The sequence below is a fragment of the Ruegeria sp. AL1 genome, assembly GCF_056540905.1.
This window is the reverse complement of sequence record NZ_JBQFXP010000003.1, coordinates 211,979-226,436: the sequence shown is the minus strand read 5'-3', so window position 1 is coordinate 226,436 and position 14,458 is coordinate 211,979. Positions and strand designations below refer to the sequence as shown.

Below are 14,458 nucleotides of genomic sequence, written 5' to 3'. Positions count from 1 at the left end.
TCTAGGTTTGCGTATTAGGCGCGCCGGGCCAAAGGAGCAAGGGGCAAAGGCGGTTTAGTTCCCGGTGACCTGCAGCCCGGTCGGGGTGAATGTCACGCTTTGACCGCTACGCAGTTCATCCCGAAGCAGCCCTGCGATTGCGCGCATTGCGTCACGGTGGCCCCGGGCGGCGAACCGCTCGGGAGAGCTGACGCGCAGGCTGTTGTTGAACCCATCCGCCGCATGCGCCCAGATCAGCGGGTGCAATTCGGTCAGATGGTCGCGGATCAGCCAATCTGCCGCCGCGCAAATCTGTTTGCGCGCCTGATCGGCACGCGGACACGCCCCCATTCTGGACTTGAGCGTGATCGCACAATACGCAGCCAGAAGGTTGATCGTCTGCTGATCCGGGCGGCGCGTCACGATATCGCGCATCCCTTCCAGAAAATACTCAACATCCACGCGCGCACAGGCTTCGTCATCCAGCGCGATGGCGTCGAATTGTACCCAGGTGTAGCCACCCGCGCCCCAGATTTTCTGCGTGCGGGCCGCGTTGCGCAAAGCCTGCACTTCCAGTTCTTCGTAGCTGCCGAACCAGCGCGGCAGCAAATGGCTGCCCATGGCCCGCATGTGGCGGTGGTTTTGCGGGTCCAACGAAATCAGAGCCTCATATTTCTCGGCCACCCGCGCGCGCGAGACACGCTGACCTGCCAGCAAGGCGCAATCCGCAGCGGCAATGGCCGGGCTGTCCGGCAGCGCCGCCTGACAATCCGGCAGAATGGCCGCGGCCCGGTCGAAATGCGCAGCACAACGCGATTGATGCAGCGGCGGCAGGGCACCACCGCGTCCCCGGGTGCCACGCCAGGCCCATGCCAGGTCGATATGCGCCAACGCAACAACCAGACCGATCATCGGATCATCAGGATGATCCTGCATCTCGCCTTCCAGTTCGGAAATGCCGCTGAGCAGATCATAATCCGAGATTGCCTTGCCGTCCGACAGCGCATGCTCTACCGCCAGAACGACATCCGAGCGGGCCCCGAAAGCCAGAAGATCAACAATTGGCTGTCCGCAAGGTGAGACTTCGCGCGACCGGTCTGCGGCCAGCATTTCCTGCGACAGTTCGCTCCAGCGGTCCTGACGCGCGAACGCGCGCCCGCGTTCAATCATCTTCTTGGCGACCAGATCTTCTGGCCCGGTTTTTGCGACGGGAATGTTCAGTTGGCCGGTATCCACAAACCGTGACGGTCCGGCAGGATCTGACACAGATGCCTGCGGGGAAACGGGATAGGTATGACCTGACAATCTGGCTGAAAACGCCTTGAAGGACCGGAACATGGCTTAACTCGAACTATTAAAACATAGGTAACAGATTAACGTTGCCTAAAAATGTTCGAAAAATCAAGGTGACGGGGTTCAGGTCGGCGGATTTCGGATCAATTTGTTCTGAATTTGTGAATCGTTTCAGAAAACCCGGAAATGGTGACGTTCGACGGTAAATCCGGCGTGCTGAAGCAGTTTTTCAAGATTTTTATGGGGCGGCAGCGATTCATCTGGCAATCTGACTTTCTTGTCGGACCGTAATATTGCCGTGACCCGAACGGAGAAATCCCATCGTGTGTCAAATCGAAAACGATCAATGTCCGACAATTCCAAGTTGCCCGATCGTTGACCGGAATGCCAACTCAGGGCCGTATCGCTCAGCTCCATCCCGGCGTTGGTGTCCTTTATGACATCCCAAAGCGCCGGCAAGGTAGGCAAGGCCAGCAAGACCATCAGCCACCAGACGGCGTCGAACAGCACCATCAAGGCCACAAGCGCGGCGTATATGCAGATCAGAAGGATCACCGCACGTTGCGACCGGTTATGGCGTGTAAAAGTAAACGCAGTCATGAGCCGAGAATGCGGGACACCATTTCTGTCGAATCGCGGGACAGGTCAGGCGTTTCCGCAATCCGCGTCAACTGCGCGCGCATCAGGTCCTGCCGCGCGGCATCATAGCGCCGCCAGGTCTGGAACGCCGCAGACATGCGCGCCGTTGTCTGCGGGTTCACCGGGTCCAGCCGGATCAGCCAGTCTGCAAGCAAGGCATAGCCTGCGCCGCTTTCATGGTGAAAACCGGCGTGGTTCATGGCCATTGCACCGATCAGAGACCGGAAGCGATTTGGATTTTTCCAGTTGAAGTCCGGGTGGTCAGTCAGGGAAAGCGCGTTTCCGACCGCAGTTTCCGGAGTCGCCATAGACACTTGCAGTCCGAACCACTTGTCGATGACCAGCCGGTCATGCTGCCACTGGGTGTAGAAAGCGGCCAGTTCGGCTGCGCCCTTGCCCGCACGCAGCAAGCAGGCCAGCGAGGTCAATTGCAAGGTCATGTTGTCGGCATTGGCATAGTCTTCAGCGGCCTTTAGCCCACCATCCAGACGCGTCGTCAAAGACAAGGTTGCGCTGCCAAGCGCGCGCTTGCCTGATTGTTGCGCATCCGGGCTGTAGGGTGCATCGACCAGAGATTCGCTCTGCAATCGGGGAAGAAGGTCCTGCACATGCTGCGCGGTTGCCTGTCTTAGCGTCTCAACCGCGGTCCAGATCGCCATCGGGTCGGGCGTGTGGCCCTGCTCGTGCAGGGTGGCGGCGAGTTCCGACTGAGTCGGCAAGCCCAGCATCAAAGCGCGATAAGCCGGGTCCAGTTCACGGTCGCGTAGCACAGACACCAGCCCATCCAGGTAATCGGAATCCGGGGCCGCGTCGTCGCGGATCATGCGCAGCAGCGTATCCTGCGCAAGCGAACGTCCGGCCTGCCACCGGTTGAACGGGTCAGTGTCATGAGCCAGCAGGAACGCACGTTCCGCGTTGCTCTGATCCTGTTCCAGAATAACCGGGGCCGAGAAGTCCCGCAGGATTGAAGCCGTGGGTTTGGCGGCCAGCCCGGGGAAAGTAAAGCTTTGCTCGCGCTCTGTTAATTCCAGAACCTCAGTCGCGCGGACCTCATCGCCATTGGGGCCCAGCAGACCCACGGCAACCGGAATGATCTGTGGCAGCTTTTCGGGCTGACCGGGCGTGGGCGGGGTATGTTGCGACAGGGTCAGGGTATAGGTGCCGTCGGCCCATCCTTCCGCCACTTTGACGCGTGGCGTGCCTGATTGGCTGTACCAGCGTTTGAACTGAGTCAGATCGCGGCCCGTCGTGTCCTCGAACACTTTGATCCAGTCTTCAATTGTGCAGGCCTGCCCGTCATGCCGGTCGAAATAGAGATCCAGTGCTTGGGCATAGGCGTCATCGCCCACCAGCCTTTTCAGCATTGCGATCACCTCGGCACCTTTTTCGTAAACGGTCGAGGTGTAGAAATTGTTGATTTCCTGAAAGCTCTCGGGCCTGACAGGGTGGGACAGGGGGCCGTTATCCTCGGGGAACTGACGGGCGCGCAGGTCGATGGCATCATGGATGCGCTTGACCGGGGCCGAGCGCATGTCCGAAGTGAATTGCGCATCGCGGAAGACCGTTAACCCCTCTTTCAGGCACAGTTGGAACCAGTCGCGGCAGGTGATGCGGTTGCCGGTCCAATTGTGGAAATATTCATGCGCGATGATGGCTTCGATCCGCTCGAAATTGTTGTCGGTCGAGGTCTCGGGGCTGGCCAGCACAGCCGAAGAGTTGAAAATGTTCAGCCCCTTGTTTTCCATTGCGCCCATGTTGAAATCGTCGACAGCCACGATGTTGAACACGTCCAGATCGTATTCGCGGCCATAGACATCCTCGTCCCATTTCATCGACTTCTTCAGCGCCTCCATGCCAAAGGCGCATTTGCCCTCATCCCCAGGGCGGACCCATAGGTTCAGTTCGACGTCACGGCCCGACATTGTGGTGAACTGGCCGGGATGGGCGATCAGATCGCCCGCGACCAGCGCGAACAGGTAGGCGGGTTTGGGCCAGGGGTCGGTCCACTCTGCCCAACCGTCACCCTGGCCCGAAGGGTTGCCGTTGGACAGCAGTACGGGAAGGTCGCCATTGATGCGCACGGTAAAGGTCGACATCACGTCAGGGCGGTCCGGGTAGAACGTGGTCTTGCGGAACCCTTCCGCCTCGCACTGGGTGCAATACATGCCGTTCGACATATACAGCCCCTCAAGCGCGGTGTTGTTGCCCGGATCAATCTCGACCTCAGCCTCCCAGACGAAAGGCGCATCAGGGGCCGGGACGGTCAGGCCCTTGTCCGTCACTTCAGGCGCGACCACACCTCCGTCAATCGCGGCCCGGATCAGTTTCAGATCTTCGCCGTGCAGGAAAAACGTGCGGTCCGTAGCATCGGGGTTTGGACGAAAGGCGATGCGCGAGGTCACGCGCGTGGCATGTGCAGCCAGATCGAATGTCAGATTCACGTTGTCTACCAGATACCCGAAGGGGGTGTAGTCTTTCAGATAGATCGTCGTAGGAGCAGCATCACGCATCATGGACCTCGTGCAGATTGGTTCATGCGCGACGTTATGGGCTGTGGCGGCGGGCTGCAAGCGGGGCTGGCGGGTTCGATAACGCATGAAATGATATTTTGGTAAGGTTTTTTTACCGGAACGCAACGGCATACGTTGCCTGTCGGAAACTTTCGCTCTACATGCTGGCTGCATACAGTGGCGCACATCGGCGGGGAGAGAGAGCATGAGCAACCGACAGACACGCAGCGGACTAGGGGTCGATACGGTTTTGGCCGAGTTCATCGAAGGTCAGGCCCTGCCGGGGACAGGCGTAACCGCCGATGCGTTCTGGGATGGTTTCGCACGTATGGTGACCGAATTGGGCCCGAAGAACCGCGCCTTGCTTGCTGAACGGGAAGACATTCAGGGTCAGATAGATGCATGGCACGCTGATCGAAAAGGTCAGGACCATGACGCCACCGCTTATCAGGCCTTCCTGCGCGAGATCGGATATCTTGTCGAGGAGGGTGCCGATTTCCAGATTGAGACCGCAAATGTCGATCCTGAAATCGCGACAATTCCCGGCCCTCAGCTTGTTGTGCCCATCACCAACGCGCGGTTTGCCCTGAATGCTGCCAATGCACGCTGGGGCAGCTTGTATGATGCGCTTTATGGAACGGATGCGATGGGGGATTTGCCCGCCGCCGGAGGCTATGACGCCGCACGTGGCGCGCGTGTTATCGCCTGGGCCAAAGGCTTTTTGGATGATGCAGTCCCATTGGCCAATGGGTCATGGGCCGACGTGACCGGGCTGCGGGTCGAGGGCGGCGCGTTGGTGCCGGCTTTGGCCGATGCCGCGCGTTTTGAGGGCTTTGGTGGTGCAGCCGAACAGCCTGATTTCGTGCTGCTGAAGCACAACGGGCTGCATATCAGGATCGTGATCGACGCCGCTAGCACTATCGGGGCCACCGACCCGGCGGGTATAGCGGATGTGCAGATGGAATCGGCGTTGTCCACGATCATGGATTGCGAGGATTCCGTGGCCTGTGTGGACGCCGAGGACAAGGTCGTCGCCTATGGCAACTGGCTCGGCCTGATGAAGGGCGATCTGACCGAAGAGGTGACAAAGGGCGGTAAGACATTTACCCGCAAGCTGGCTGATGATCTGATCTATACTACGGCTGAGGGCGAGGCGGGTACGTTGAAGGGCCGCTCGTTGATGCTGGTGCGAAATGTGGGACACCTGATGACCAACCCCGCCGTGCTGGACGCCGAAGGGCGTGAAGTTGGCGAGGGGCTGATGGATGCGCTGTGCACCACGCTGATCGCCATGCACGACCTGCAGCGCGACGGCGGGAACTCGGTCAAAGGGTCCGTCTATGTGGTGAAACCCAAGATGCACGGCCCCGCCGAGGTGGCTTTTGCGGTCGAGATATTCGACACGGTCGAAGACATCCTTGGCCTGCCGCGAAACACGGTGAAGCTGGGCATCATGGATGAGGAACGCCGCACCTCGGTCAATCTCAGGGAGTGCATCCGCGCAGCAAAATCGCGTGTGGCCTTCATCAATACCGGGTTCCTCGACCGGACCGGGGACGAAATACACACTTCGATCGAGGCCGGCCCGATGCTGCCCAAGGGCGACATGAAGGTGACGCCGTGGATCACCTCATATGAAGATCGCAATGTCGATATCGGTCTTGCGTACGGTCTCAAGGGCAAGGCGCAGATCGGCAAAGGCATGTGGGCGATGCCTGACCGGATGGGCGATATGCTGGATGCCAAGATCGGCCACCCGCAGTCGGGGGCAACCTGCGCATGGGTGCCATCGCCCACTGCCGCAACCTTGCATGCCACGCATTATCACAAGGTCGACGTTCTGGCACGTCAGGATGAGCTGGCCGCAGGCGGCGCGCGCGGTACGTTGGATGACTTGCTGACGGTGCCGCTGCTGGGTGGACGCAATCTGAGCGATGATGAGATCACCCGCGAGATCGAGAACAATGCACAAGGCATCCTTGGCTATGTGGTGCGGTGGGTCGATCAGGGCGTGGGCTGTTCGAAGGTGCCGGACATCAACGATATCGGCCTGATGGAAGATCGCGCGACCTGCCGGATCTCGTCGCAGGCGCTGGCCAATTGGCTGCATCATGACATTGTCAGCGAACAGCAGGTCATGGGCGCGATGCAGAAAATGGCGGCGGTGGTGGACCGCCAGAACGAAGGGGATGCGGAATATCGACCGATGGCGCCGGGGTTTGACGGCATTGCCTTTCAGGCTGCCTGCGATCTGGTGTTCAAGGGCCGTGTTCAGCCGTCAGGTTATACCGAGCCGGTTTTGCACGCCCGCCGTCTGGAGCTGAAAGCCAGCCTTTGAAACCCTCTCATTGAAAGGACACGACATGGCAGTTTCCCTGCGCAAAGCCCGCACAATCATCCGCAAGACCCTTGAAAAAGGCCATGAGCTGGAGCTGAAACCGCTCTCGGTCGTCGTTCTGGACGCCGGTGGCCATGTGATCGCGTTTGAGCGCGAAGACGGAGCTGCCCCCGGTCGCTTTGCGATCGCGCAAGGCAAGGCCTATGGCTCTGCCATGCTGGGTATGGCTGGTACTGCGCAAATGGCCCGGGCCGAGGCACAGGCTTATTTCATGGCCGCTGTGAACGGCGTTTACGGCGGTCAGGTCGTGCCTGTTCCGGGGGGTGTTTTGCTCCGTGACAAAAAAGGCGCGGTGATCGGTGCGGTTGGAGTCACTGGTGATACATCAGACAACGACGCTGCCGCCGCGCTGGCTGGTATCGAAGCCGCCGGTCTAATCGGCGAGATCTGAAACTTATTTTATGGGGCTACCCAACTGCGGACGCGCCGCCACCCAGGCCGAAAGCGCGAACACAGCCAATGCACCGGCCATATCGGTCAGATGGTGCCCTCCGTGTGAGAGGATGGCGGGCACCATCGCCAGGTTCAGTGCAAGTGCCGGATAGAAAAACGGCGTTTTGTAAAGATACCAGACAACCAAAAGCAGCATCACCGTGTGATATGAAGGAAACGCGACGGTTCCCAGGATGTCTTCCGGCGCGATAATGGCCAATCCATTCTGGGACAGATACAGCAGCGTCTGCGCATATGCGCTATTTGTGACCAGTCTGATCTCTTCTTCGAGACCTTCTGGCAAATTGAAGAAGGCCGACGGACCGACGCTGGGCGCCAGCCACCAGATCAGCGTTGTCAACATAAGGCTGAAACTACCCGCAATGAGCGCGCGATTCAGTGTATCCGCTCTCCCAGTGAGAGCGAGAATGCTTATCAGAGCAAACAGTTGCGGCAGAGAGCTCAGGTAAACCCAGCGCAGCGCGCCTGCGATTTCCGGGTAGCCTGCCACTGCCTCAACGAAATCAGGCCAAACATATCCAACCACCGCATCGGCGCGCAGCAGTAAGGTGTCGGTTGTGAGCTGCCCAATTGGAAACCGAAGATAGATCAATATCGTCGACAGCCCCATGAAACCAAGGAACAGGCTGTTTGCGATGGCAAGCTGGGCGATGCGAGGCTGGTTCTTGTAGCACCGGATATAACAACCAACCGCGAACAGCCCAATGGCTGGAATGAGTGTCAGAAAGAATGCGGACCACGCGACGGGTTGGGATTTCAGTACCGATAATGCGCCGCAAAGAATCAAGATCAGCAGCAGTGAAGAGCTTAAGAGAGTTTCTGTGCGGGACAGCCCCAGTCGTTCAGAGAAAACTGTTACCACTCCTTGTTCGACTGTTGAGTTCGCCATGAGACCTGCCTGACCTATTTCGTCAACTGGTGCATCATATTTGCGGCATATCTTTGGCGTTCCTGCGCAGTTGTTGAGAAATTCACATCGCAAGCTGCGCCACCGCACTTTGAAATACGGCCCGGGTTTGGCATGAATGTTCGGGCAGTCTGCAAAACAGTGAGGAAGTGAATGTCTCGTCCTGTCGTCGGTATCATCGGCAATTCATACCTGATGAATGATCAATATCCGACTCATACCGGTGGGACGATGAACTCGGACGCTGTGGCGAATGTGTCGGGGTGTCTGCCACTGCTGATCCCCGCCGACCCGCGCTATGTGTCGGTTGAGGAATTGCTGGATGTCTGTGATGGCTTTCTACTGACCGGTGGTCGCCCGAATGTACACCCGGAGGAATATGGAGAGCCCGCGACCGAAGCGCATGGTGATTTCGACCGCGCGCGCGATGCGATTACACTTCCGTTGGTACGGGCCTGCGTTGATCGTGGGCAGCCTTTCTTTGGTATTTGCCGCGGGTTTCAGGAAGTCAACGTGGCGCTGGGCGGGACGTTGTATCCCGAAATTCGGGATTTACCGGGGCGGATGAACCACCGGATGCCGCCCGACGGCACGTTGGAAGAGAAATTCGCCCTGCGCCACGTGGTGACTCTGACCGAGGGCGGTGTGTTCCATCGGCTGATGGGCGCGCGCGAAATCATGACCAACACGTTGCACGGGCAGGGTATCAAGACAATCGGGCACCGCGTCGTGATCGACGGTCATGCCCCCGATGGCACACCCGAGGCGATTTACATCAAGGATGCTCCGGGCTTTACCCTGTCTGTACAATGGCATCCGGAGTGGGATGCTGTGAACGACCCGGTGTCGCGTCCGTTGTTCGAAGCCTTCGGTGACGCGGTTCGGGCATGGTCAGCCGGATCGCGCACGGGATTGTTCCAGCAAACCGCATAATGTCTGCGCCGGCCCGAGAGAGAAGGGCCGGACCGACGCAGTGTGATCAAACCAGTAGGTTGAACTGATTGATCAGGGGCAGGGTGCGCGCGCGCGCGCCTGTCAGGTCGAACAGGGCGTTGCCAAGCGCGGGCATGGACGGAGGCGTTCCCGGTTCCCCAACACCACCCAGATGGGGGTTGGTTTCCAGAATACGCACCTCAGTCACAGGTGCATTATGCATGCGCAGGGCGTCATAGTCGGGGAAGTTGTATTGCTCGACCTCTCCGTCCGCAAAGGTGATCTCTCCCATGACCGCCGCCGACAGCCCGTAGATCATGCCACCGAACATTTGTGCCTCGACCGTACCGGGATCCAGGGCCAAACCGACGTCACACGCAATCCACGCATTGGCGATACGGATGGTGCCGTCCTCGTCGACCACTTCGATCACCTGAGCAACCGGGGTGCCGAAGCTGTAGCTCATCGCCACGCCGCGCCCGACGCCATCCGGTGTCTCTCCGGTCCAGCCGGACATGTCCTTGACGGCCTGCAGCACGCCCGCCGAGGGACCGTGCTCGGCCTTGGCCAGTTCCAACCGGAACTCCAGCGGATCACGACCGGCGGCATGGGCCATCTCGTCCATGAAGGTTTCATGGAAGAACCCGTTATGGCTGTTGCCGACCGAGCGCCAGAACCCCACGGGGACGGCCAGATCGGCGATATGACCGCTCATCCGGTAATTGGGCACCGCGTAAGGCTGGTTAAAGAACCCTTCCACCAGAACCTTGTCGGGGCCACCGCCAGGCAGTCCGGTATAGCGCTCGACTGCCTGCTGAGTGCAGGATTGTGACGCGACCTTGCCGTCGATCAGCACCGCCTTGCCATCCTTGACCGCACCCCGCATCCGGGCCAGCGCCGCCGGGCGATAAAAGTCGTGGCGCATGTCTTCTTCGCGGCTCCAGGTTGTTTGAACCGGAACGCCGGGCATGGCCATTGCAACCTTGGTGGCAATTTCGGCAAAGTCCAGCTCACCACGCCGTCCAAAGCCGCCGCCCAGATAGGTGGTGTGGACCTCAACGGCCTCTTTGTCCAGATTGGCCGTGTTGGCCGCGCGGATTTGCAGAAGTGTCGGAGCCTGATTGCCGCACCACAGATCCAGTTTGGTGCCGGTAAACAGGGCGGTGGCGTTCATCGGCTCCATCGTCGAATGCGCCAGATAAGGCACGCGATATTCAGCCGTGATTTCGGTGGCACCTTCAGGCAGCGTGTCCACGTCGCCGTCATCGCGCATTGTTGAATTCGGTGCGTCGTCAAAGGCTTCGGCGATCTTTGCGAACAGCGCTTCGGTGTCGGATGGGTACGGGGCCTCGCCCCAATCGACGTCTATCGCCTCGACCGCTTGAATGGCCAGCCATGTGTTGTTGGCAATGACTGCCACGCCAGTCCCCAGATCGACCACCTTTTCGACACCGGGCATAGACTCGGCGGTACTGGCGTCAAAGCCGTTCATCGCGCCGCCCAGTTTGGGGTTCATCCGTACCGAGGCGAATTTCAAACCCTCCGGGCGCACGTCGATGCCGAATTCTGCGGTTCCGGTGGATTTTCCCACCACATCCACACGCGGCAGGTTTTGGCCCAGCAAGCGCCAGTTTGCCGGGTCGCGCAGTTCGATATGAGGCGGATCGATCTGCCCGGCAGCTTCGGCCAGTTCGGTGTAGGGAATACCTGTGCCGTCAGGCGCAATCACCGCACCGCTTTCAGTTTTCAGTTGCGCCCGGTCAACGCCCAGTCTGTCCGCGGCCGCCTGTTTCAGGGTTTCGCGCGCGGTCGCTCCGGCCTCGCGCATCCGTTCGAAACCGTCCTTCATCGAGGTCGATCCCCCGGTGACCTGCAATTGCAGCGTTTTGCCCAAAACGCCCAAAGCCTCGCCCAGATTGTGCTGGAAGTCCGAAATGTCGTAACCCTTGTTCGGCAGTCCTTCGCCAATGAGGGCGCTGTTGTAATAGGCCGCTGCGGCAGGCCCGTGCAAAACGCGGATATCGTCCAGCTCTACGTCCAGTTCCTCGGCGATCAGGGCCGCCCATGTGGTCATGACGCCCTGTCCCATTTCGGCGCGCGGTGCAAACAGCGTCACACCTTTCTGGTCGATCAGGATAAACGGGCTGAGTACGGTTTCGCCCTGACCCGGTTTCAAGGGATTGGCCGCCGGGCGGCTGACGTAATAGGCCCCAAAGGCCACGCCGCCGACAACGGCAGCGGACCCGATCAAGAACGTTCGACGGAGGATTTTACCTATAGATGCCATCGCTTATGCCTCCTTCAACCGGGATGCCGCATCATGGATCGCTGCCCGGATACGTGGATACGTGCCGCAGCGGCACAGGTTACCCTGCATCGCGTCGTCTATCTCGGCATCCGAAGGGGCGGGGTTCTCGGCCAGCAGCGCAGCCGCCTGCATGATCTGGCCGGATTGGCAGTAGCCGCATTGCGCGACCTGATGATCGACCCAGGATTGTTGGATTGTCGCCAGGGCATCCGGTGTGCCCAGCCCTTCGATCGTGGTCACATCGCCCCAGACATCGGACAAAGCGACCTGACATGACCGAACGGCCTCTCCGTCGATATGTACCGTGCAAGAGCCGCAAGCAGCAACGCCGCAGCCGAATTTGGTGCCGGTCAACCCGACCTCGTCCCGCAGGACCCACAAAAGGGGAACATCATCAGGCAGATCCACCTGATGGGTCTTTCCATTGATAGTCAGGGCGGTCGCCATGGCGCATCTCTCTTGGTTGTGGTTGGTGTTCTGACATATTTATCGAAAAGTGTCAGGTTGTCAATTGACATAATAAACAAAAAATGTCAGAGCGGATTTATGACAGACAAACTAGATGATCCTAAGCAGCAGGCGATCCTGGCTTCGGCGCTCGAGGCGTTTGCGACTTATGGGTTTCGCAAGACTTCGATGGATGACATTGCCAAAGGCGCAGGCATGTCGCGCCCGGCGGTCTATCTGCATTACAAGAACAAAGAAGCCATAGTGCGCAGCCTGACGCGTGCGCATTATGCTGAAAAGACAGAAAATGTGGCACGAGCTTTGTCTGATGAGGGCAGCGTGTCAGATCGGCTGTGCCACGCGATCAGTGCGCAGATCGACGGCATGGCCACCATCCTCGCATCTCCTCACGGGATGGAGATGCTGGACACAAGTAAATCGACAGCCTCGGATATTTTGGCCGAAGGCGAGACGACGCTGACCGCTCTTTACGCCGATTGGCTGCGGCGCGAGGACAGCGCCGGGCGTGTTCGCCTGCCCAACGGACCCGACGAGACCGCCAAAACCATTACTGCCACCCTGATGGGTATCAAATTGACCGCCGTCAATGCTGATGAGTTTCAGCGCCGCATTTCTCAGTTGGCCGCGTTGCTGGGGGCGGGGCTTGAGGTCAGGTAACCCGCTGCCGGATCTTGAATTCAGGTTTGTCCCACAGCTTGTTGACGATGATATCCGCCAGAATGTCCACCGCCTGCTCGACGTCTGTCTCGTCAATGTATAACGGCGTAAAGCCGAACCGCATGACATCCGGCGCGCGGAAATCTCCGATCACGCCACGGGCGATCAGCGCCTGCATGGCGGCGTATCCTTCGGCAAATCGGAACGAGACCTGACTGCCACGCTGTGCCGGGTCACGGGGGCTGGCAAGGTGCAGGTCTGGGCAGGTGGCTTCGACCCGGGTGATGAACAATTCGGTCAGTTCGATGGATTTTGCGCGGACATCAGCCATGTCGGCCATGTCCCAGATATCCATTGCGGCTGACAAGGCCGTCATCTGGAGGATCGGAGGGGTGCCCACCCGCATTCTTTCGATGCCGGTGCCGGGGCGGTAATCCAGATCGAAGGCAAAGGGGAATTCATGCCCCAGCCACCCCGACAGGGCAGGCCGCACCCGGTTGGCCAGTCGCGGGGCGACGTAGATAAAGGCCGGCGCGCCGGGCCCTCCGTTCAGATACTTATACGTGCAGCCAACGGCGAAATCGGCGTTGCAGCCGGACAGGTCCACCGGAATCGCTCCGGCGGAATGGGCCAGATCCCAGACTGTGACTGTCCCGTTCGCATGCGCCTGTTCGGTCAGCGCCTTCATATCGTGCATCCGGCCCGTGCGGTAATCGACCTCGGTCAGCATCAGCACGGCGACATCTTCTGTGATGTTTGTCGCGACGTCCTCGGGGTCTACCACGCGCAGTTCATATTCCGGGCCGAGCGAACGCAAGAGGCCATCGACCATATAAAGGTCCGAAGGAAAGTTGCCGTTATCCGAAAGCACGACCTTGCGGCCGGGGCACAGCTCGAGCGCCGAGGCCACGGCCTGATAAACCTTGATTGACAACGTATCACCCGTCACCACACTGCCCGGTTCGGCCCCGATCAGCCGTCCGATACGGTCGCCCAGACCGGTTGGCAATCCCATCCATCCGGCCTTGTTCCAGCCGGTGATCAGCATCTGCCCCCATTCGTCCCGCATCGTCTTCTGCACCCGTTCCCCGGCGGCGCGGGGCAGCGGCCCAAGCGAGTTTCCGTCAAGGTAGAGAACGCCCTCGGGCAGATCGAACATGGCTTTGGTTGCGGTGAAATCGGTCATGATGGTCCTGCAAGTGAACTTGCGCACAGGGCTAGCCCATCTGACCGGGCCTGTCCATCTGCGCGCAGGTGTGAAATCCCTGCGACCATCTGTTGTTTTGCCATTTCCGACAGAAAGCGGTAGACGAGCGGTCAAATGCGACACCCGTCGCTGGAAAAGGGCAGAAAGTAATCCGTACATGCGCACCGTCGATCTTCCTCCGGTCTGGTTGCTGGGCTTTGCCGTCCTCGCGTGGCTACAGGCGCGGTACGTTTCGTTCGGCCTGTCGTTGGACGGAGGGTTCACGGATCTGATAAGCGGCGTGTTGATCGGGGCCGGGCTTATCCTTGCGGTTCTGGCCATTGCCGAATTCCGCCGGTTCAAAACCACGGTCATTCCGCACAAGGTCCCGACGTCGATGGTGCAGACGGGGATTTTCAAGCGCAGCCGCAACCCGATCTATCTGGGCGATGTTCTGATCCTTGCCGGATTGATCCTGCGGTTTGATGCCGTATTGTCGCTGGTTCTTGTTCCCATCTTTGTCTGGGTGCTGGAGCGCCGGTTCATCCTGCCGGAAGAAGATCGCTTGCGCCGGACCTTCCGCGCGGACTTCGCACGCTATGAACGTCAAACCCGACGCTGGATATGATGGATAAGGCGTTTGTAACTCAGCGTCAGTATTGCTGCGCTTGCGTAATGAGAAATGTTGCGCAAGAAAGATGAATGTTAAACGAGAAATACCGATCAG

12 protein-coding genes are annotated in these 14,458 nt (G+C 59.4%); 5 read left to right on the top strand and 7 right to left on the bottom strand.

The genetic code is table 11. The annotated features are described in order from the left end of the window. Positions 1-54: 54 nt before the first annotated feature. The 3 genes from ACRZ9X_RS06550 to pepN form a co-directional block, all read right to left on the bottom strand. Complete coding sequence (locus ACRZ9X_RS06550) at positions 55-1,245, bottom strand: hypothetical protein (protein WP_480517015.1); 1,191 nt, start codon at positions 1,243-1,245, stop codon at positions 55-57. 198 nt (positions 1,246-1,443) lie between these two features. Then, complete coding sequence (locus ACRZ9X_RS06545) at positions 1,444-1,785, bottom strand: hypothetical protein (protein ID WP_480517013.1); 342 nt, start codon at positions 1,783-1,785, stop codon at positions 1,444-1,446. An 83-nt stretch (positions 1,786-1,868) separates the two neighbouring features. Continuing rightward, entirely contained in the window at positions 1,869-4,421 is a 2,553-nt protein-coding gene (gene pepN, locus ACRZ9X_RS06540; RefSeq protein ID WP_480517011.1) for an aminopeptidase N, read from the bottom strand. Positions 4,422-4,626: 205 nt separating this feature from the next. Between pepN and ACRZ9X_RS06535 the strand changes: the two genes are divergently transcribed. Both ACRZ9X_RS06535 and ACRZ9X_RS06530 read left to right on the top strand, forming a co-directional pair. After that, entirely contained in the window at positions 4,627-6,759 is a 2,133-nt protein-coding gene (locus ACRZ9X_RS06535) for a malate synthase G (RefSeq protein WP_480517009.1), read from the top strand. 25 nt (positions 6,760-6,784) lie between these two features. After that, positions 6,785-7,210, top strand: a complete 426-nt coding sequence (locus tag ACRZ9X_RS06530) for a GlcG/HbpS family heme-binding protein (protein ID WP_480517007.1) — start codon at positions 6,785-6,787, stop codon at positions 7,208-7,210. A gap of 3 nt (positions 7,211-7,213) precedes the next feature. Here ACRZ9X_RS06530 and ACRZ9X_RS06525 read toward each other — a convergent pair whose 3' ends face one another. After that, entirely contained in the window at positions 7,214-8,161 is a 948-nt protein-coding gene (locus ACRZ9X_RS06525) for a phosphatase PAP2 family protein (protein ID WP_480517005.1), read from the bottom strand. Positions 8,162-8,332: 171 nt separating this feature from the next. On the opposite strand from ACRZ9X_RS06525, the gene ACRZ9X_RS06520 reads away from it, so the two are divergent. Next, complete coding sequence (locus ACRZ9X_RS06520) at positions 8,333-9,112, top strand: gamma-glutamyl-gamma-aminobutyrate hydrolase family protein (protein ID WP_480517003.1); 780 nt, start codon at positions 8,333-8,335, stop codon at positions 9,110-9,112. A 46-nt stretch (positions 9,113-9,158) separates the two neighbouring features. Here ACRZ9X_RS06520 and ACRZ9X_RS06515 read toward each other — a convergent pair whose 3' ends face one another. Together ACRZ9X_RS06515 and ACRZ9X_RS06510 are read right to left on the bottom strand one after the other, a co-directional pair. Beyond that, positions 9,159-11,399 (bottom strand): xanthine dehydrogenase family protein molybdopterin-binding subunit, encoded by a 2,241-nt coding sequence (locus ACRZ9X_RS06515; protein ID WP_480517001.1) that lies wholly within the window; start codon positions 11,397-11,399, stop codon positions 9,159-9,161. Positions 11,400-11,402: 3 nt separating this feature from the next. Then, entirely contained in the window at positions 11,403-11,867 is a 465-nt protein-coding gene (locus ACRZ9X_RS06510; protein ID WP_480516999.1) for a (2Fe-2S)-binding protein, read from the bottom strand. 99 nt (positions 11,868-11,966) lie between these two features. Between ACRZ9X_RS06510 and ACRZ9X_RS06505 the strand changes: the two genes are divergently transcribed. Further along, positions 11,967-12,545 (top strand): TetR/AcrR family transcriptional regulator, encoded by a 579-nt coding sequence (locus ACRZ9X_RS06505; protein WP_480516997.1) that lies wholly within the window; start codon positions 11,967-11,969, stop codon positions 12,543-12,545. On the opposite strand, the gene kynU is transcribed toward ACRZ9X_RS06505, so the two are convergent. Then, positions 12,538-13,731, bottom strand: coding sequence for a kynureninase (gene kynU, locus ACRZ9X_RS06500; RefSeq protein ID WP_480516995.1), 1,194 nt, complete (start codon positions 13,729-13,731; stop codon positions 12,538-12,540). The genes ACRZ9X_RS06505 and kynU overlap by 8 nt on opposite strands. Positions 13,732-13,909: 178 nt before the next feature. Here kynU and ACRZ9X_RS06495 point away from each other — a divergent pair, with 178 nt between their 5' ends. Further along, a complete protein-coding gene (locus ACRZ9X_RS06495) occupies positions 13,910-14,359 on the top strand; it encodes a methyltransferase family protein (protein ID WP_480517302.1) in 450 nt (149 codons plus the stop codon). The last annotated feature ends 99 nt before the right edge of the window (positions 14,360-14,458 follow it).

Coding starts and splice junctions, on each gene's coding strand:
- ACRZ9X_RS06510 (WP_480516999.1), bottom strand. CDS start 11,867: ATGGCGACCGCCCTGACTATCAATGGAAAGACCCATCAGGTGGATCTG.
- ACRZ9X_RS06520 (WP_480517003.1), top strand. CDS start 8,333: ATGTCTCGTCCTGTCGTCGGTATCATCGGCAATTCATACCTGATGAAT.
- ACRZ9X_RS06545 (WP_480517013.1), bottom strand. CDS start 1,785: ATGGTGCTGTTCGACGCCGTCTGGTGGCTGATGGTCTTGCTGGCCTTG.
- ACRZ9X_RS06525 (WP_480517005.1), bottom strand. CDS start 8,161: ATGGCGAACTCAACAGTCGAACAAGGAGTGGTAACAGTTTTCTCTGAA.
- ACRZ9X_RS06530 (WP_480517007.1), top strand. CDS start 6,785: ATGGCAGTTTCCCTGCGCAAAGCCCGCACAATCATCCGCAAGACCCTT.
- kynU (WP_480516995.1), bottom strand. CDS start 13,731: ATGACCGATTTCACCGCAACCAAAGCCATGTTCGATCTGCCCGAGGGC.
- ACRZ9X_RS06535 (WP_480517009.1), top strand. CDS start 4,627: ATGAGCAACCGACAGACACGCAGCGGACTAGGGGTCGATACGGTTTTG.
- ACRZ9X_RS06505 (WP_480516997.1), top strand. CDS start 11,967: ATGACAGACAAACTAGATGATCCTAAGCAGCAGGCGATCCTGGCTTCG.
- ACRZ9X_RS06515 (WP_480517001.1), bottom strand. CDS start 11,399: ATGGCATCTATAGGTAAAATCCTCCGTCGAACGTTCTTGATCGGGTCC.
- ACRZ9X_RS06495 (WP_480517302.1), top strand. CDS start 13,910: ATGCGCACCGTCGATCTTCCTCCGGTCTGGTTGCTGGGCTTTGCCGTC.
- pepN (WP_480517011.1), bottom strand. CDS start 4,421: ATGCGTGATGCTGCTCCTACGACGATCTATCTGAAAGACTACACCCCC.